Annotated in this window: 16 protein-coding genes; 10 read left to right on the top strand and 6 right to left on the bottom strand. The window is 41.6% G+C overall.

Annotation, left to right across the window (positions count from 1 at the left end):
* The first annotated feature begins 30 nt into the window (after positions 1 to 30).
* The 3 genes from AC59JO_RS24290 to AC59JO_RS24280 all read left to right on the top strand — a co-directional run bounded on the left by AC59JO_RS24290 (position 31) and on the right by AC59JO_RS24280 (position 2,225).
* On the top strand, positions 31 to 1,128 hold the full coding sequence (locus tag AC59JO_RS24290) for a DUF922 domain-containing protein (RefSeq protein WP_413666829.1): 1,098 nt from the start codon (positions 31 to 33) through the stop codon (positions 1,126 to 1,128).
* Positions 1,129 to 1,273: 145 nt separating this feature from the next.
* Positions 1,274 to 1,780, top strand: a complete 507-nt coding sequence (locus AC59JO_RS24285; RefSeq protein WP_413666830.1) for a GbsR/MarR family transcriptional regulator — start codon at positions 1,274 to 1,276, stop codon at positions 1,778 to 1,780.
* 73 nt (positions 1,781 to 1,853) lie between these two features.
* Positions 1,854 to 2,225, top strand: coding sequence for a hypothetical protein (locus AC59JO_RS24280; protein WP_413666831.1), 372 nt, complete (start codon positions 1,854 to 1,856; stop codon positions 2,223 to 2,225).
* A gap of 78 nt (positions 2,226 to 2,303) precedes the next feature.
* Here AC59JO_RS24280 and AC59JO_RS24275 read toward each other — a convergent pair whose 3' ends face one another.
* Together AC59JO_RS24275 and AC59JO_RS24270 are read right to left on the bottom strand one after the other, a co-directional pair.
* Complete coding sequence (locus tag AC59JO_RS24275; protein ID WP_413666832.1) at positions 2,304 to 2,669, bottom strand: response regulator; 366 nt, start codon at positions 2,667 to 2,669, stop codon at positions 2,304 to 2,306.
* A gap of 1,075 nt (positions 2,670 to 3,744) precedes the next feature.
* The gene (locus tag AC59JO_RS24270; protein ID WP_413666833.1) at positions 3,745 to 4,101 is read right to left on the bottom strand and encodes a response regulator; all 357 of its coding nucleotides are present in this window, start codon (positions 4,099 to 4,101) and stop codon (positions 3,745 to 3,747) included.
* Positions 4,102 to 4,451: 350 nt separating this feature from the next.
* Here AC59JO_RS24270 and AC59JO_RS24265 point away from each other — a divergent pair, with 350 nt between their 5' ends.
* From AC59JO_RS24265 to AC59JO_RS24245, 5 genes are all read left to right on the top strand, one after another.
* Complete coding sequence (locus tag AC59JO_RS24265; protein ID WP_497308604.1) at positions 4,452 to 5,768, top strand: gluconate:H+ symporter; 1,317 nt, start codon at positions 4,452 to 4,454, stop codon at positions 5,766 to 5,768.
* Between the two features lie 14 nt (positions 5,769 to 5,782).
* Positions 5,783 to 6,595, top strand: a complete 813-nt coding sequence (locus AC59JO_RS24260; protein WP_497308602.1) for an alpha/beta fold hydrolase — start codon at positions 5,783 to 5,785, stop codon at positions 6,593 to 6,595.
* A 97-nt stretch (positions 6,596 to 6,692) separates the two neighbouring features.
* Complete coding sequence (locus tag AC59JO_RS24255) at positions 6,693 to 7,043, top strand: YMGG-like glycine zipper-containing protein (protein ID WP_413666836.1); 351 nt, start codon at positions 6,693 to 6,695, stop codon at positions 7,041 to 7,043.
* 156 nt (positions 7,044 to 7,199) lie between these two features.
* Positions 7,200 to 8,414 carry a BamA/TamA family outer membrane protein gene (locus AC59JO_RS24250; RefSeq protein WP_413666837.1) on the top strand — a complete coding sequence of 405 codons (1,215 nt, stop codon included), beginning with the start codon at positions 7,200 to 7,202 and terminating at the stop codon, positions 8,412 to 8,414.
* 134 nt (positions 8,415 to 8,548) lie between these two features.
* Positions 8,549 to 9,772 carry a multidrug effflux MFS transporter gene (locus AC59JO_RS24245; protein ID WP_413666838.1) on the top strand — a complete coding sequence of 408 codons (1,224 nt, stop codon included), beginning with the start codon at positions 8,549 to 8,551 and terminating at the stop codon, positions 9,770 to 9,772.
* Positions 9,773 to 9,871: 99 nt separating this feature from the next.
* Here the strand turns inward: AC59JO_RS24245 and AC59JO_RS24240 are convergent, their stop codons facing one another.
* Together AC59JO_RS24240 and AC59JO_RS24235 are read right to left on the bottom strand one after the other, a co-directional pair.
* Positions 9,872 to 10,279 carry a hypothetical protein gene (locus AC59JO_RS24240; protein WP_413666839.1) on the bottom strand — a complete coding sequence of 136 codons (408 nt, stop codon included), beginning with the start codon at positions 10,277 to 10,279 and terminating at the stop codon, positions 9,872 to 9,874.
* Between the two features lie 157 nt (positions 10,280 to 10,436).
* Positions 10,437 to 10,595 (bottom strand): hypothetical protein, encoded by a 159-nt coding sequence (locus AC59JO_RS24235; RefSeq protein WP_413666840.1) that lies wholly within the window; start codon positions 10,593 to 10,595, stop codon positions 10,437 to 10,439.
* Positions 10,596 to 10,885: 290 nt separating this feature from the next.
* Between AC59JO_RS24235 and AC59JO_RS24230 the strand changes: the two genes are divergently transcribed.
* Complete coding sequence (locus tag AC59JO_RS24230; RefSeq protein ID WP_497308598.1) at positions 10,886 to 12,775, top strand: SPFH domain-containing protein; 1,890 nt, start codon at positions 10,886 to 10,888, stop codon at positions 12,773 to 12,775.
* Between the two features lie 411 nt (positions 12,776 to 13,186).
* Here the strand turns inward: AC59JO_RS24230 and AC59JO_RS24225 are convergent, their stop codons facing one another.
* Both AC59JO_RS24225 and lpdA read right to left on the bottom strand, forming a co-directional pair.
* Entirely contained in the window at positions 13,187 to 14,026 is an 840-nt protein-coding gene (locus AC59JO_RS24225) for an MBL fold metallo-hydrolase (protein WP_413666842.1), read from the bottom strand.
* 261 nt (positions 14,027 to 14,287) lie between these two features.
* Positions 14,288 to 15,679 carry a dihydrolipoyl dehydrogenase gene (gene lpdA / locus AC59JO_RS24220; RefSeq protein ID WP_497308596.1) on the bottom strand — a complete coding sequence of 464 codons (1,392 nt, stop codon included), beginning with the start codon at positions 15,677 to 15,679 and terminating at the stop codon, positions 14,288 to 14,290.
* A gap of 401 nt (positions 15,680 to 16,080) precedes the next feature.
* On the opposite strand from lpdA, the gene AC59JO_RS24215 reads away from it, so the two are divergent.
* Positions 16,081 to 19,410: a TonB-dependent receptor gene (locus AC59JO_RS24215; RefSeq protein ID WP_413666844.1), complete on the top strand. Its 3,330-nt coding sequence runs from the start codon at positions 16,081 to 16,083 to the stop codon at positions 19,408 to 19,410.
* Positions 19,411 to 19,526 lie beyond the last annotated feature (116 nt).

Here is a 19,526-nt window from a genome sequence, read left to right as displayed (position 1 = left end):
GCTATATCGCATCTTTTATTTTTACCAATTATGAACAGGGTTTTTAACAGTGCTGGATTGTGGTTGCCGGTAATGTTGTACATGTTTGTGTTTTGTCCGTTAAATTCAAAAGCACAAAAAACAAATGCTGAAATTGTTTTAACAAACAGGCAGTTAATTGACAAACCAAATGAGTTTTATATAGCTAATGTTATTGATGAACGGGCAGAACGCAATGCCGTTGCCTGGTTACTGCCTGCACCGGGGAATTTACCGGCGGTGCAATATAAGGCGGATTTACAGGGAGGAGCATCCACAGCAGTTAAGCAATTTGCCGACTATGCTATCCCTGTAAATAAAACACTGCGTGCGGTAAACATCCGCATAAAAAAATTGAAACTCAATGAAACGCCTATGTCCGATGGCAGGATAGCAGGCCGGCTGGAGATACAGTTATGGTTTGAATTGAAAAAAGATGACGGAAACGTGCATTTGATTGACTACCCGGCCTCCACAACCTACTACCGCAGCGCAACACAGCAATACGATACAGGGCTGTTGATAAGCCGGACACTTGAAGCCGGTCTTCAGTTTTTTAATAAATGGATAAACCGCGAAGCTGATACCAATATTAAACTTGCCAAGGGGGTGAAGCTGATCTTCACAGATTATTCGGAACAGCCCGAAGGGGACACCATTTACTATTCGGCTAAAAGGCCCCTGACCTGGAATGATTTTCAGGATAAGGCCCGCGGCGGGAAGTACGTTGCCGAAGTGATGCCTGGTTTTGGTTATACCGAACAGGTAGAAGTGAGCAAAGCTATTGTTGTTGTGAGGATAAGCATGAAGGTATTTTTACCTAAAAGTGCTGCCTGGGTAAAACCCGAGGGCCGTACAGCGTTTGCACTGAACCACGAACAGCGACATTTTGATATTGTAAAGGTGGTGGCCCGGCATTTTAAACAGGCACTTATAGCTATGAAACTGCCGGTTGATAATTATGATGGCTACATTAATGTACAATACCTCGACTCGTACCGGGAGATGAACCTGTTGCAGGAACAGTATGATAATGAAACTAATCACGGTACGAACCAATACTATCAGCAGGAGTGGAATACGAAGATAGATGGGTGGTTGAGGCAGTAGATTTTAGATGTGAGACATGAGATAGGAGACAAACTGTATGTCCTTGTTGAAAATGTTTTGTAACCCTAAAGTTATGAGTTCGTTTAGCCTTTAGCCTTAATTTTCATTTTTTTTTGAAAGTTTAAAAACTTATCTATATTTGTGCATGGAATTGACAGAGGCAAGGTTAAAATTCATTGAGGCATGGGGTAAGCTGGGATCGGAGTGGGGGATAAACCGCACCATGGCCCAGGTACATGCCTTGCTGATGATCTCGCCGGAAGCCTTGACTACCGAAGAAGTAATGGCCGAGTTAAGCATATCGCGAGGCAATGCAAACATGACCCTGCGCGATTTAATTGACTGGGGCCTGGTTGAAAAGCAGCATAAAACCGGTGAACGCAAAGAGTTTTTTTACGCCGAAAAGGATGTATGGACTATTGCCCGCCGTGTAGCCGAAGAACGTAAAAAGCGCGAGCTTACACCTATCATTAAAATCCTTGACCAACTGGCAGGGGTAGAAGGTGATGCAAAAGATCCGGCTTATAAAACATTTAAAACCACGGTTACTGATATCAACAAGTTGGCTAACAATGTGAACAAAACACTTGATACCATGCTTAAAGCCGAAGAGAACTGGTTTTTCGGTTCGATACTGAAAGTATTTAAATAATTTTTTTTAAATCAAAATTTCAATTTTTTCTGAAAATTCTAAATTATTAATAATAAATAAAACCCTAGGCGTCATGAATTACTTTATTTTAACCTATGTTATTTATCTGCTGGCAAGTATTGCATTAACTGTATGGGTGGCCAAAGTGCTGTTTAAAAACGGGCGGATCTTTTTGGTAGATATATTTCACGGCAACAACGAGCTGGCCGATTCTGTGAACAAACTGCTGGTGGTAGGCTTCTACCTGGTAAACATAGGCTATATGAGCCTGGCCCTTAAAGAGTATGGCTCTATAGCCAGTATGCAGGTAGTGGTAGAGGTATTGAGCTATAAACTGGGGTGGATCATTTTAATATTAGGCGGTATGCATTTCCTAAACCTTGTCATTTTCTTTAAGCTGCGTAACCGCGCTAAACGGGAAAAGGCATTTAATATAAATGTTTGATTTTTAGTTTTTTGTTTTGATTTGGCGGGGTGGGCAAGTGTTTGTCTGCCCCGTTTTTTTGGAGATATGTATCGTATATCAGGCAGCGCTTTTTAATTGCCTGCTTATGCTGTTCAGCAATGCATCAATATCAAATGGTTTGGCTATAAAATCATCGGGTGATCCGGCCTGGGTAAGTACGCCGGGGTTATGGCTGGCCGAAATTAATATCACAGGTATGTTTTTAGTTTCCTGTTGATTTTTAAGGGCTTTGCAAAGTTCGCGGCCGTCTAAATTGCCAAGCATAATATCAAGCAAAATTAAATCAGGTTCATGCTGTTTTATACGGTCGAACAATGCTTTGCCTTCGGTTAATGTGTCAACCTCGTAACCTGAGTCTTCCAGAATATATTTTATGATCTCTAAAATGTCTTTGTCGTCGTCCACCGCTAATATCCGTCGCATAAGTAATCTGTTAAAAATTGTATCAGCAAAAAATGAAATTTTGATATAGCTTATTCAATATCAGGTTACATTGAGCAATTTTTATACCAAGTATTATACTCGATTGTTTTAGAGCCAAATTTGTGTTTTGGGGTGTTTTTATGCAGAAGGTTTAATAATCTGATAGGTTCAATAAAGTATGGCAGATGTTCAATTGTATACAAATAAGGTCGGCGTTCTAAAATAACAGAATAATGCCGTATAGGAATGGTTGTAAATACCGGGGGCAATCAGAATATCGACGTATCTAAATGGATGCAGCTAACTGGTGTTATTTTATAAAAACGTGGGCAGATTTTTTACACTTTGCGCAAAAATATTTTCTGACCGGTACAAAAAACAGAACGTTTTTTAAAAACCAATTTCTTCGCATCTGGAAATGATAAGGGGCTCCGCATTTCGAACAGTAATACCTTTTTCTTGAGTTGGCTTCGTTTTCTTCCACAAATTTTAAAATAACAGGAAGCCAAAATACAATATCTATAGTATTTATGGAGAAGAAAATAAGAGAAAAGTACTTTTAAGTGCTTGTTAATTTACTTTTAAGAAATTAATTAAATTAATTATCGTAGTATATACCGCTTACGTTGACATTTATAGCAGATATATCTTTTTAAGGGAAGAAAAAAAAGAAATTTTTTCACCAAAAAACCTCTTGGCACGCGGCTGTCAAGTTCTGATTTACACCTGGGGCATACCGGTGCTTTCCTTACTTCCTTTTTTTCGTGTTCAGTTATCGATAGTACCATAATACAATCAGGGGTTATTGTATTTAATTATTTATTGATATTAACTTATAAAACAAAGTTAATATAATTATCAATATCTTAATAAGAGTATTGAAATATTGATAATTATTAAATTAAAATAGGAAAATGAAACTGTATTTGTAAAGCGATGCTCTTTTATGTTCTTTTTTTATTTTTTTGATAATTCCAGCCTTTTATCACATGGAAAAAACTTGTAACTAAAGCTTAAAATGTACAATGGAAAAAGGCGGCAGCAATGTTGATGGACTAAAGCAAGGTGGCTTATTTTAAAGCAGGCTATTTACCTTTTCAACAAGTTCGGTTAAATCAAAGGGCTTATTGATTATGGAGTCGCAGCCGTAGCTAATGAGTTCGCTTTCATTATTTACATAGGCCGAAAAGATAATTACAGGTGTATTGCCAAATTTAGGGTGTACTTTTATATTACGGCAAATTTCGCCGCCATTGGTACCTGCCACACGGTAATCAAGTATAACAAGATCTGGTTCAAAACTCTCAATCAGCGGCAGAACATCGGTGCTTACCGATGTACTTTTAACCTCAAATTGCTCATAAGTAAGGGTTTCATGAACAATATCAAGAATGTCTTGATTGTCATCCAATACTAAAATACGCTTAACCATAATAAAAATTAAAGAAATAAATGCCGAAAAGGTATTAAAGTATGCTCGTTAAAATACAGTATCCTGTAAATAGTGGTTTGGGCTTAATCTTAATCGGATAAAACTTTAATGCAAAATTAAAACTATTTTTTAAAAAAAAATGAAACGGACGATAAATAGTAACAGGTTGCAGAATAATTACGCAGGCTTCCGGTTTTTCGGGTTATAAGGGCAAAAAAGCTACGCAAGCTGTTTAAAAGCTTTTGCCATTAAAAATCCGAAACTCAAATTTTGTTGTTACTTTAGTTGGCCGCAGCGGGTGTCCAATACTCTGGTTATACACCACTGGCCATACATAAACATATAATTTAATGGTACTGTTAACTATCCTTTTTTGTATTGTGCTGCTGGTTTTGCTGGTAAGCCTTGTAAAAGTAAATCCCTTTATCGCATTCCTGATTGTTTCAATAGTAACTGGTTTGCTATTGGGCATTCCCATTAATAAAGTAACCGCTTCATTGCAAAAAGGAATGGGCGATATTTTGGGCCAGTTGCTGATCATTATATGCCTTGGTGCCATGCTGGGCAAGCTTGTGGCGGTAAGCGGAGCCGCGCAAAAAATAGCAGGCGTACTTGTTGCCGCAGTAGGTGAAAAATATATTCAGTGGGCGTTGGTTGTTGCCGGATTTATTATCGGCATTCCATTGTTTTATGGTATTGGTTTTGTGCTGATGGTACCGCTCATATTTTCGGTAGTTTATAAATATAAACTGCCGGCTGTTTATATAGGGTTGCCAATGCTTGCTTCGTTATCGGTAACGCATGGCTTTTTACCCCCGCATCCATCGCCATCAGCATTAGTAGCCCTGTTTCACGCTAATATGGCTACAACATTTATTTACGGCCTTGTAATAGCTATTCCTGCCATCATATTGGCAGGGCCTGTGTTTGCCCTGTTTCTAAAAAAAATTCCATCAGAGCCACTGGCTACTTTCCGGGCCGAAGAATTACCTCCTGAAAAGCTTCCGGGAGCATTTAACAGTTTTTTTACGGCGTTACTGCCGGTTATGTTGTTAATGCTTACTGCATTTTTTCCATATCTTAACATACAAAACCCAGGTTTAGCAAAATTTATTACATTTCTCGGCGATCCCTCAATTGTTATGCTGGTAGCGCTCATTGTGGCCACTTATACTTTGGGTGTAAAGCAAGGTAAAACAATGGGCCAGCTTGCAGGGAGTTTTACTGATGCAGTAAAGGATGTTGCACTGATATTATTAATCATAGCAGGATCGGGCGCTTTTAAAGAGGTTCTAACTGCAAGTGGCGTAAGCAGCCAAATAGCAGCGCAGTTGCAGGCTTTTAATTTGCCGCCCCTGCTGCTCGGTTGGGTAATTGCCGCTATTATACGCATTAGTTTGGGCTCTGCAACAGTAGCCGGACTAACAGCCGCAGGTATCGTTGCGCCCCTGGTTTTGCAAAATCATGTTAACCCTAATTTAATGGTGTTATCTATCGGGGCCGGTAGTCTGGCATTTTCGCACGTAAACGATTCGGGGTTCTGGCTATTTAAAGAGTATTTTAATTTGAGTATCAAAGATACGATCAAATCATGGTCGATAATGGAATCCCTTGTTTCTGTTATCGGGCTTGTGGGTGTAATGATTATTAACCTGTTTGTTAAATAAAAACTGTACTTGTTATGAAAAAGTTACCAGCCGGTTTGTGCCTGTTTTTCTTTATGCTGATCATCAGCAACTGTGTTAGGGCGCAGCAGGCTGCTACAGCAGGCAGCTACTATAACTCGTTTGATGGCATTAAGATTTATTACGAGGTAAAAGGCGATGGCTTCCCGGTAATACTGGTTCATGGTTTTTCGGGCACCGGCGAAGGCTGGAAAAAAGGACAGCTTTATAATGATTTGTTAATCGCAGGCTACAAAGTAATTATATTGGATCAGCGTGGTAACGGCCGGTCGGACAAGCCACATACCGACGCCGGTTACGCTAACGATGCCGAAGCAAAAGATATTATGGGTTTAGCCACGAACCTTGGCCTTAAACAATATAATATTGTTGGATACTCCCGCGGATCGATCATTACATCGCGGGTGTTTGTGCTTGATAAACGTATTAAAAAGGCTGTAATGGGCGGCATGGGCGACGCTTATACCAATCCCGAATGGCCGCGCCGGATCCATGCCTATAAGGCTTTAATGGGCGATACCAGCTTTCATGATGTTGATGGGATGATTAAATACATCCGCAGCAACCCCTTTGACGAGCTTGCTTTGGCTTATCAGCAAAAGTGGCAACCATCAACAGGTAAACAGGAATTAGCCAAAGTGAAAATCCCGGTGCTGCTTATAGATGGCACTGAAGATCATGACAACGGCGATGAAGTTGCCCTCAATAAACTCATTCCAGGGTCTAAGCTCGTTTACGTTCCCGGCGATCATAACAGCGCCAGCCGCACTCCCGTATTTTCAAAAGCTGTGATGGATTTCCTGAAATAGAATTGCTGGTTAATAATCTTTTATCGAATTTTTAAATAACGGCCTGCTATTTGCATAGGTATTTCTGTTAACACTTATTAATTAAATACATACCAAAATGAAAAAGTTAATGATATATATGTGCTTTTTAATTGGCCTGATGTTATCGATCAGTATTAATGCCGGTGCACAAACAACACAAAAAAAAGGAATCAGTAAACAAGGTAAGGGAGCTATAATAGGCGGCGCAGGTGGCGCTGTTGCAGGTGCCCTTATTACGCATAGCGCAGGCGGCGCTTTAGTTGGCGGTGCTCTTGGCGCGGGTGGTGGTTACATTATTGGTAATGAAGCCCGCAGGCGCGAAGAAAAAAGGCAACGCGCAGCACGTATTGCATGGCGCAGGGCACATCCGCACCATCATTATACTACCACCAAAACAACTGTAACCAAAACAACAACGTACCATTAATTTAAAAGCTTTTATAAAAGGCCTGTAATTAATAATAGTTACAGGCCTTTTTTATTTAAATTAAAATTTAACTAAATTGAAGCGATTACACTGTTTTATCCGTTAATAACATTATTAACGATCAAACAGCTGGGTGAGTTTTCTGTTTAAAGCACGATGGTAGGACGGTTATCTGTATTAGTTTTATGTTTTATTCCGGCTATGGTGCTGGCGCAGGAAGCGGGTACCGATACCGTGAGCATAAAAAAAGATACAGTACCACAAAGAGATGTTATTGATATTGCACGTTCGCTTTTTAAAGTAAAGCCCCGGCAGCAAACAACCGAAAGAAAAAAGATTTACTTTTCTGTTTTCCCAATTTCATCAACAGATGGCCGGAGCGGGGGCAGGGCGCTGTTTACTTCAACAACTGCCGGTTTTTACCTTGGTGATGCGGCTACTACCAATTTATCGAGCTTTACTTTTACCCCTTATTTTAATTTAAAAGGGCGGTATGGTTTGCCTATCCGGTCAAATATCTGGCTTAATAATAACGAGTGGAATATACAGGGGGATACCCGGCTGATGGTTTATCCGCAATATACATGGGGCTTAGGCGGCAATCAGGGGCCCGAAGATAAGTTCCTGGTAAATTATAATTACATCCGGTTTTATCAAAGCGTGTTAAAGCAGATCAAACCCTACTTTTATGCAGGCTTAGGCTATAATCTGGATTACTACATGGATATTGAAAGCAATGGCGATCAAAACCTGCGTAAGTTTACCGGCTATAAATATGGCACCGCTGCCGATCAGGATGCATTTTCATCGGGCATAACGCTCAATTTACTATACGATTCGCGCAAAAACTCTATCAACCCGCTTCCCGGCGCTTATGCCAATGTGGTTTATCGTGTTAATGCAAAAGCATTTGGAAGCCATACCGATTGGCGGTCGTTATATATTGATATGCGTAAATACCTGCAGTTAACCAACTCCGGCCCTAAAAACGTGCTGGCTTTATGGGCTTTCTTCTGGACAACGCTTACACCACGTACTCCATATCTCAACCTGCCCAGTCTTGGCTGGGAGCCCTACCAGCGATCGGGCAGGGGATTTCCTCAAAGCCGGTACCGGGGCGATAGGCTTGCTTATTTTGAAACAGAATATCGTCGTGATATTACCCGCAATGGCTTATTAGGCTTTGTGGTATTCGCAAACGTGAACTCAGTTACCGAGCCCGGAAATCATGCTTTTGTATACTGGCACCCGGCCGGTGGCACGGGGCTGCGGTTTAAGTTCAATAAAAAAGCCGGCACCAATATCAGCCTTGATTATGGGGTGAGCAAAAACTTCTCGTCAATAAGTCTTAATTTAGGCGAGGCGTTTTAGGGGCTGTAGTTCATGGATCATAGTTCATAGTGCGGAGCCTGTGAATGATTGCCTGAACGTTGAAAACCACTACATACTGTAATCCAATATTGCTATGGTCCATGAACTATGATCCATGAACCATCAACAAAAATATGACCAAACAAAAATATATTGTACTGATCCTCATATTAGGGTCCTTAACGGCCCTTGGCCCTTTTTCTATTGATATGTACCTGCCGGGCTTTACGGCAATAGCTAAGTACATGCATACCAGTACCGATGAGGTAGCGCTATCCTTATCGAGCTATTTCGTTGGCATTGCTGCGGGGCAGCTGCTTTACGGGCCTTTGCTTGACAGGTTTGGCCGTAAAAATCCACTATACTGGGGGCTGGGCCTCTATATCGTATCATCAATGGGATGCTTCTTTTCCTCATCGCTTGAAATGCTTATTGTGCTTCGTTTTTTTCAGGCGGTGGGCAGCTGTGCGGCAAGTGTGGCAGCTATGGCTATGGTGCGCGATCTGTTTCCGGTTGAGGATAATGCTAAAGTATTTTCATTGCTGATATTGGTACTTGGCGCATCGCCCATGCTGGCCCCTACGGCCGGTAGTTACATTGCGGCCGCTTTTGAATGGCAGATCATTTTCCTGGTGTTAACTATTATAGCGGTGCTTATATTGGTGTCGGTAATATTCTGGCTGCCCGAAAGCTATCAGCCCGATCCTTCGTATTCCTTAAAACCCGGGCCGATAATAGGGCATTTTATAACTGTTTTAAAAGATACACAGTTTGTAACTTATGCCATAGGCGGGGCGTTTGCATTTGCAGGTTTGTTTGCCTACGTTTCGGCATCGCCCATTGTGTTTATTGACGGCTTTAAAGTAAGCGGAACTCAGTTTGGATGGATCTTTGCCGGGCTTTCGGTGGGCTTTATTGGTTCAAGCCAGTTGAATAGCTTATTGATAAAGAAATACAAAAGCGAGCAGATGATTGGAGCGGCCTTGATTTTAATGGTAATTATCTCAATGGTGTTTTTTATAGGATCATTACATCACTGGTTTGGAATAGGGGGGACTATAGCTATGATATTTGGTGTATTATGTTGTATTGGTATCAGCGCGCCAAACACGTCTGCATTATCACTCGCGCCGTTCACAAAAAATGCAGGTTCTGCTTCGGCAATATTAGGTGCATCTCAGATGGCTGTGGGGGCGTTATCATCCATTGGCATCTCGGTAATAAAACAACATAGCTCGCTGCCTATGGCGGCTGTTATGGTTAGTTCATCAATTTTGGCGCTTTTAATTGTTTTTATTGGCAAGCGTTTTATTAAACACAAGGTTGAGGCCAGCGGTGATGTTGTTGCGGCTCATTAAACCTTGATTTTTAGGATTGAAGGATTAGCATGATTTAAACCAAGCGCTACCGTAAGGTTTTGCCTTGTGGCCCATATGCAAGTTATGCAATTTTCCTAATTAAAACTTACTCGCCCGTAAAGCGGTAACTTTTGAACCATCCGGGCCGGTGCTTTCAAAAACTATCTTGGTTTCGGTAAGTTCCGAAACGTAAAAAACAAAATCGCGGGTCTTGCCATCAGGCAGCTTCTCTGTTATATTCATATTACTGCCGTTAAGCGTAAAACTACCGTGCGACAAAAACTTGCCTCCCCAAACTATCAGGAACTTCATTTCGGGCGTAAACTGGATGTAGGGCACGTTTGCATCCAACTCGGCTTGTTTTACGGTATCGGGCGGACTGGCATTAGGGTGTTCAATTTTTATGTATTTCCATTTACCGGTAAGTGTAGCAACCGAAACCGTAGGTTTACATGACGTTATAAAAAGTGTAACTATGGCAAGCAATAAAAAGCCTTGTTTTATCATAACATAAAATGTTTGGATAAAACTATACAATTGCTTTTGAAATTGAAAGCGACGCTAAGTCTTTAGTCTGAAGCCGTAAGTCTTAAGTTCAAAGTATAGAGAAGAGGGAAACAGAATCAGGACTTGTGGACTTCCGACCTCGGACTTCCGACTAAGACTATTTCTTTGTGCCTTTCCTGGTACGCTCTTCGGCCTGCTTTACTTCGTCCTTTTCACTTAGCGGGCCTTCTGTTTTGAGCTCTTTGGCTTTTTGCCCTTCCGTTTTAGTAGTATCCGCCTTGCTACCTTCTTTTTTGATATTATTAGTAGTGTTCATGGCTTTATAAGATAAGTTTTCGTTAAATAACCTGTATCTGTTTAACTATGCGTATTGTTAAAAGTTTTTATAAAAATTGTCTTAAAATTTACTTTCTGTGTATCAATTAATTACATGGATTTGACGTTGGGCGTAAAATATTTTTAAGATTTTTCGTAACAAAGCATAACTGCAACTGTCTTAATGACACTATATAGCCAAGGTACTCTTCCAGGTAAGCTATAAGTATTGTGAGGGCCCGCACCTTAAGGGTTCCGTTAATAAAAAAATCAAAAACAATCTTTAAAAAAATGGACAATCTAATTGTTAGTCTGTGGTGGGTTATACCCGTCATAGTGTTATTGCTGATGTACAAATTTGTTTTGCGCGTGTTTTGCGGCATGGTTATCGTTCCAGACGACCGTATTGGTTTGGTGATCAAAAAGTTTGCCCTTACGGGTAACAGCCGCCTGCCCGATGGCCGTATCATTGCCACCCAGGGCGAAGCTGGTATGCAGGCCAAAGCTCTTGCTCCTGGTTTATACTGGAAAATGTGGCCATGGCAATATATCATTGTAATGCAGCCTTTTACCATTATTGAGCAAGGCAAATTGGGCCTCGTAAAGGCTAAAGACGGTGCTGCATTTGATACCGGCCGTGTATTGGGTAAACCGGTTGAATGCGATAAGTTTCAGGATGCTATTGCCTTTTTGGATAATAATGGTCAGAAAGGTCCGCAGGCAGCTTTTCTTACTCCGGGTAGCTATCGTATCAACGCCTTTTTGTTTGATATAGAGATGGTGCCAATTACGCAGATTCACGAAAATAAGGTAGGTATTATTACCACTTTGGATGGTGAACCGCTGAATAAAGGTGAGATAGCCGGCGAATCGGTACATGGACATAAAAACTACCAGGACCCGATAGCTTTCATTAATGCAGGCGGCCGTAAAGGTTTGCAGGAGGATGTAATACTGGCAGGTACATATTACCTTAACCCTTGGTTTGTGAGTGTTGAACAGGTAGATATGATCTATATACCAATTGGTTACGTGGGCGTTGTTAACTCCTTTGTGGGCCCGGAAGGTAAAGATACCAGCGGCGATAACTTTAAGCATGGTAACATTGTAAAACGCAACGAAAAAGGTGTTTGGGATGAGCCGCTTGACCCTGGTAAGCACCCGGTAAACATCTACACTCATGCGGTTGAAATTGTGCCTACAACCAATATCGTACTAAACTGGGCCGATAGCCGTACCGAATCGCACGAGTTGGACAAGAACCTGTGTACTATTACAGTAAGGTCAAGCGATGGTTTTACTTTCAACCTCGATGTGTCACAGATCATCCACGTGCCACGTAATGAAGCGCCAAAAGTGATAGCAAGGTTTGGCAAAATGAAAAACCTGGTATCACAGGTACTGGAACCAACCATTGCCAACTACTTCCGTAACTCTGCCCAAAAAAGTGATGTAATCGGCTTCCTGGCCAATCGTATCCAAAGGCAAACCGATGCCCGCGAGCACATTGGGCGTGTACTGGAAACCTACAACGTAATTGGTGTAGATACCCTGATAGGTGACATCGTACCGCCAGCCGCGTTGATGAAAACCCTTACCGACCGTAAACTGGCCGAAGAGGAAAAGGTTACTTATGAGATCCAGCGCCATGCGCAGATTGAACGTAAAGAGTTTGAAAGTGCACGTGCCGGTGCCGATATGCAGCCTGAAGTAGTGAAATCAACCCGCCAGGTTGAGATCAACACCCAGATGGCCGCTTCAAGGGTAGCTGCGTCAAAAGGTGAGGCCGAAGCTAAAACCATCAACGCCAAAGCCGATGCCGAGGTAAGGATCACGATAGCCAAAGCCGATGCCGAAGCAAAAACAGTGAATGCCAAAGCTGATGCGAATGCCACTGAAGTGAACGGTTTGGCCGAAGGTGCCAAGATCAAAGCCATAGGTTTATCAGAAGCCGAGGTTACGAAACAAAAAACCGAAGCGATGGGTACCGAACAATATGCCATAGTGCGTGTAGCCGAAGCTTTAGCTGCTGCAGGCATCAGGTTAGTGCCTGAGATATTGGTGAGTGGTAAAGAGGGTGGCAGCGGCGGTATGATTGACGCCTTGATAGGTACCGAAATGCTTAAAAAATTGCAGATCGAAAACCAGGGCAAAGGCGACGCCAGCACTAAAGGCGAATAATTAAAATATCCTGATGCATAAAAATTTGCTGGCTGATTATGTAATCCCTGCAAATTATGCATCATGGTTAAGGTTTGTGATTAGAGATTTTTGAGGGAGAGTACATATGATTTCAAAATCCTAAACCTTTTTATTGAAGAAATTTGCGGCTAAGGGGGAGTTTTTTACTGCCCCCGGCCAAAGAAAGAGCGTTCTTTATACCTAAACCTTTCTTTAACGTGATCAGGGGTTGGAGATTATCGATTGGTTGCTGTGATAGTATCCGGCTTTATGATTCAACCGCACTGATATAATTGACGAGGCTTTTAACCTAAACCGATCAATGAACAAAGGCATCCCGCGAGGGGATGCCTTTTGTGTTTTATGAGTTAAAGAATCAACGGAATCATCGAAATCAAAACCAATCAACGGTTACAGGTCGCTAAGCTTAAACATATCTTTAACCCTGATGCCTTTTTCCGTTTGTTGTAGCGTGCAGCATTCATTAACGGGGTCATGCTCAAAATATAATACGTATTCTTTTTCCAGAGCTTCATTTAAAAAGAGCTTTTTCTCGGCAAGCGTTTGCAGCGGGAACATATCATAGGCCATGACGTAAGGGATAGGCAGGTGGCCAATGGATGGCAGCAGATCAGCCATGTACAGGATCTGTTTGCCTTTATAATTAATGAGCGGCAGCATCATGGATTCGGTGTGGCCGGATACAAAACGGATATCAAAATCCTTCATGAAGTTAATACCGTCTTCGGCATCAACAAATTTGAGCTGGCCGCTTTCCTGTATGGGGATGATATTCTCCGTAAAAAAAGAAGCCTTTTCGCGGTCATTAGGGTTTACTGCCCAGTCCCAGTGTTTGGGGTTACTCCAGTAGGTTGCATTTTTAAAAGCAGGTAACAAGCTTTCGCCATCTCGTACAACGGCCCCGCCCACATGATCAAAGTGAAGGTGGGTTAAAAATACATCGGTAATATCATTCCTGTGAAAGCCAAGGGAAGCCAGCGAGCTGTCCAAACTGGCGTTGCCATGAAGATAATAATGGCTGAAGAATTTTTCGCTTTGTTTGTTACCAATGCCTGTATCAACTAATATCAGCCGGTTTTCGTGTTCAACCAGCAGACAGCGCATGGCCCAGGTACAAAGGTTATTTTCATCGGCAGGGTTGGTTTTGTTCCAGATGGTTTTCGGAACAACGCCAAACATAGCGCCGCCATCTAATTTAAAAAAGCCGGTATCGATGGTGTGTAGTTTCATTTTAGTTGTTAGTTCGTGGTTTATTTTTGTTCATAGATCATGGTTAATAGTTCATGGTCTTTGATGCATAAAGGCCCTTTAGTACACGCAAGGCTAAATTAGGATATTATTTTTAAGATGACTTTCGCTTGATGACGTTATAAACGTAAAAAGCCTCAAACTAAATGCTATACATTTAATTTAAGGCTTTAAATATGTGTTGCAGCTATAGGCTATTAACCATGATCTATGAACTATGAACCATGATCTATGAACTAAAATCTACAAGTGGATACACTCGCCGTAAGCTTCGGCGGCTGCTTCCATTACGGCTTCGCTCATGGTTGGGTGAGGGTGTACCGATTTGATGATCTCATGACCGGTAGCTTCCAGCTTGCGGGCAGTAACTACTTCGGCAATCATTTCTGTAACATTGTAGCCAATCATGTGAGCACCTAAGAACTCGCCATATTTGGCATCAAATATCACTTTTACGAAACCATCTTTAGCACCGGCAGCACTTGCCTTACCTGAGGCTGAGAATGGGAACTTGCCAACTTTAAGTTCGTAACCGGCTTCTTTAGCTGCTTTTTCGGTATAACCAACAGAAGCAATCTCAGGCGAGCAATAAGTACAACCGGGGATGTTATTATAATCAAGCGGGTGCGGGTTTTGACCGGCAATTTTTTCAACGCAGATAATACCTTCGGCAGATGCTACGTGAGCAAGGGCCTGGCCTTTAACGATATCACCTATGGCATAAACGCCTTCAACGTTGGTGCGGTAAAAATCATCAACCAATACTTTACCACGATCGGTTTTAACGCCGTTTTCTTCGAGGCCAATGCCTTCAAGATTGGTAGCAATGCCTACTGCAGATAATACGATCTCCGCTTCAAGTGTTTCGGTACCTGTAGCTGTTTTTACAGTTACTTTGCACAGCTCGCCGCTGGTATCAACAGCTTCAACATTTGAGCTGGTCATGATGTTGATGCCTTGTTTTTTAAGGATACGATTTAATGCTTTTGATACGTCCTCGTCCTCAAGCGGAACAATGTTATCAAGATACTCAACAACGGTAACTTTAGTACCTATTGCATTATAGAAATAAGCAAACTCGATACCGATAGCGCCTGAGCCAACCACAATCATTGATTTAGGTTGCTGAGGCAATACCATAGCCTGGCGGTAACCGATAACTTTTTTGCCGTCCTGTTTAAGGTTAGGTAATTCGCGTGAGCGGCCGCCGGTAGCTAATATAATATGTTTTGCACTGTAGGTTTTAGCCGAACCATCAGCAGCTTTAACTTCTACAAAGCCTTTGCTTTTTAACTTACCAAAGCCAACAAGAACATCTATCTTGTTTTTCTTCATCAAAAACTGAACGCCTTTGCTCATGCCATCGGCAACGTTACGGCTTCTCTTAACAACTGAGGCAAAATCAACCTCGCCGGCGCCGTTAATTTTAATACCATAATCGGTACTGTGGTTAAGGTATTCAAAAACCTGGGCGCTTTTTAACAAAGCCTTGGTTGGGATACAACCCCAGTTCAAACAGATACCGCCTAATGATTCTTTTTCGACAATGGCGGTTTTTAAACCAAGCTGGGAAGCGCGGATAGCAGCAACATAGCCACCCGGACCAGACCCAATAACAATTACATCGTAATCCATATTATTATTGATATACTTTAATTTCGTTTCAAAGGTAAATAAGCTGCGCGGATTTTTGTGGTTTTTCCGCAGGCCCTATTTTTTTTCGAAGGCCAAATCTAAGTAAAAAGGGCTGAAACCAAAAATGTACCGCTGGTATATATAGTCTGTCCCGGGATATTTATATCTGCGCTCTGTCATAAAATATGCTCCGGCTGTTTAACCGTTGAGTTTACATATGATTTAAACCATATTATTTACCATATTTTCATTGTTTGTGGCTATAGTTTTATGGTTTTTGTATTTATGATGTAAAATGTTGATAAATATATAACGATTGTTAACGTTAACTTAACATTAGTAATCGGGGCATTAATTATCTTTGCGCCAATTAATTAAACGTATAATTAAAAAAGCAATTTATGAGGAAGCATTACCTTCTTTTATTACTTCTCATCGGCTTTTCGTTCTTCACTGGTAAGAACGTATTAGCTCAGGGTGTAACCACCGCCAGCATCAACGGTACCGTTACCGATGCTAAAGGTGCTATCCCCGGTGCAACCGTAACAATGGTGCACACGCCAACCGGTACTGTGTATTCGACTGTAACCCGTGCCGATGGCCGTTACAACATCCCTAACTTAAGGGTAGGTGGCCCCTACACTTTCAAAGTAACTTTTATTGGTTACGCTAATTTCGTTCAGGAAGGTATTAACCTTAACATTGGCCAGGATCAAAAGATCTCTGCTCAGCTTGCCGACAACACTACTTCATTAAAAGAAGTAACTGTAAGAGGTACATCAGGTAAAGTGATCAACTCTTCACGTACCGGTGCACGCGAAACTGTTAGCCGTCAGCAAATTGAAAACCTGCCAACTATCGCACGTTCATTATCTGATTTCACTAAATTAACCCCTTCTGCTAACGGTTTATCATTTGGCGGTCGTTCAAGTACTTTCAACAACATTACTGTTGACGGTGCATTGTTCAACAACTCATTTGGTTTATCAGGTACCTTGGGTGGTCAAACCAGTTCACAGCCAATTTCATTGGATGCGATTGACCAGATCCAGGTTGATATTGCTCCTTACGACGTACGTCAGGGTAACTTTACCGGTGCCGGTGTTAACACTGTTGTAAAATCAGGTACTAACCAGGTTAAAGGTACTGCTTACTACTACGCCCGTGGTTCAAAATTACAAGGTTACCATGTTGGCCCAACCAACCTTAACGTAACTGATGTAAACTACCATACAGATGGTGTTGCTGTAGGTGGCCCGATCATCAAAAATAAATTATTCTTATTCGTATCTGGCGAGCAGGAAAGAATCACTCAACCACCTTCAGCTGTTTATGTAGCCGGCGGTTCAGGTGCAAGTGGTGCTAACGTATCACAGGTACAAGCTTCTACACTTGATGCAATCAAACAAAAATTGGCTACTTATGGTTATGATCCAGGTGTTTACCAGGGTTACAACTACCGTACGTCAAGCAATAAATTGACTGCAAAAATTGATTGGAACATCGACAAAAACAACACTTTAAGTGCTAAGTATTTTTACTTAAAATCATTTAAAGATCAGCCTGCAAGTAACTCAGGTATCACCAATGGTGGCGTTGGTTACGGTACAACCCGTGCTCCTGGTACTAACACATTACCTTTCTACGGTTCAGGTTATACTATTAACAATAACTTTAACATTGGTATTGTTGAGTTGGATACCCGTTTCAGCAATAAAATTTCAAACAAATTTACTGTTGGCTACTCTGCTTTAAGAGATTTCCGTAACTTCCTTGGCAGCTCAACTATCCCTATGGTTGATATCGGCAACGGCACAAGCGATGCTAATGGTAACGTAGTAACTGCTGCAAACGCAACAGCAACCAGCTTTGGTTCTGAGCTTTACACAGCCGGTAACTTGTTAAATACAAACATCTTCCAGTTTTCAGACGATTTAACTATCTTCTCTGGTAAACATGAGATCACTATCGGTACAAGTAACCAGATCCAGAGCTACACTAACGGTTTCGCTCCAGATTACAATGGTTTATATACCTATAACTCAGCTTCAGATTTCATAAACGGTTTGCCTGCACAGGCTTATACTTTACGTTACTCTGCAGTAGGTAATTCATTCCCGTTTGCTAAAATTAAAGCTTCTATCTATAGTGCTTACGTACAGGATAAAGTACACGTAACTGATAACTTCAGGTTAACTTACGGCTTAAGGGCTGATTATGATGTATTCCCTACTACTTTAGCTGCTAATAGCAATGCTGCGGCTTTAACTTTCCAGGGTGGTACTCAGGTTGACGTTTCTAAATTGCCAAAAAACAGGGTTCAGTTATCACCTCGTGTAGGCTTTAACTGGGATGTTAATGGTGACCAGTCAACTCAGATCCGTGGTGGTTCTGGTTTATTTACAGGTTCTGTACCATTTGTATGGATCTCAAACCAGGCTTCAAACAACGGTTTATTGTTCGGCTCATACACCATCACCAAAGCAAATGCTACTCCTGCTAACGCCGGTCAGTTAGTATTTGATCCAAACGTTAACAAAAACAGGCCTGCAAATGCAGTAGCTGCTACTTCATACGAGTTAGACGTTGCTGATCCGAACCTGAAATATCCAAAAATCTGGAGAACAAACTTAGCTGTTGACCAGAAATTACCTGGCGGTATCATCGGTACTATCGAAGGTGCTTACACTAAAGATATCCGTGCTATTTATCACCAAAATCTTGTTCTGTCTGACGGTTACAGCACTTTTGCTGGTCCTGAAGGTCAGATCCGTTACGATTCTAAAAACACTACCCCTGCTGCATCTGCAGCTACGGCACAGAACCCGGCTATCACCGGTTTATATTACATGAGAAATACTTCAAAAGGTTTTTCATACTTCATTACCGGTCAGTTACAGAAGAGCTTCACCAATGGTTTCGCTGCAAGCTTTGCGTATACTTACACCAAATCGAAAGATGTTAACGACGGTGGTTCAACTGCAAGCACTATCTGGAGCACCAGGTATGTTGCCGGTAACCCTAACGCCGATAATATCTCAAACAGCTCATACGTACAGCCAAACCGTATCATTGCTACAGTATCTTACCGTAAACAATACGCTAAAAACTTAGCTACTACTGTTGGTTTAGTATTTGAAGCTGCTAACAGCGGTGCTATCTCTTACATCACTGCTAACGACCCTAACGGCGACGGTGCTACCAACGACTTGATGTTCATCCCTAAAAATCAGGGCGACATTACATTAGTTGCTGCTCCAACTGCTGCTAACGGTACTGTTGATACCCGTACTCCAGCTCAAATCTGGAACCAGTTGAATAACTTCATCAACCAGGATTCATATTTAAGTGCACACAGAGGTCAGTTCGCTCAACGTAACGGCGCTATATTACCAACCTACAAAAGGTTAGATTTACACTTTGCTCAGGACTTCATGATCCAGGCTGGTAAAACCAAAAACACTTTGGAGTTCACTTTCGACGTGATCAACTTCACCAACTTATTGAACCGTAACTGGGGCTTATACCAGGTTTCTTACAGCGGTTTCAACAACGGTGCAACTACAGTGTTAAGGTATATGGGTAAAGATGCTACTACTGGCAAAGCTCAGTATTCATTCCCTTATCTTGATGCAAACAATGCAATCCCTGTTACTAAGTCATTCCAAAATGATATCAGCACCTTCTCTCGCTTCCAGGCACAGATTGGTGTAAGGTATATCTTTAACTAAGAATAACTTATAACAATAAGATAAAACAAAAAAGTCCCGGCCAATTGGCCGGGACTTTTTTGTTTTAGGATTTTTCCGTTGTTTAAATATGGCTGTTTTTGATCGTAGAGACGCAT

The organism is Mucilaginibacter sp. A5337, assembly GCF_059690695.1.
Note: the sequence above shows the minus strand (reverse complement) of the source record. Positions and strands in the feature narration are given on the sequence as shown.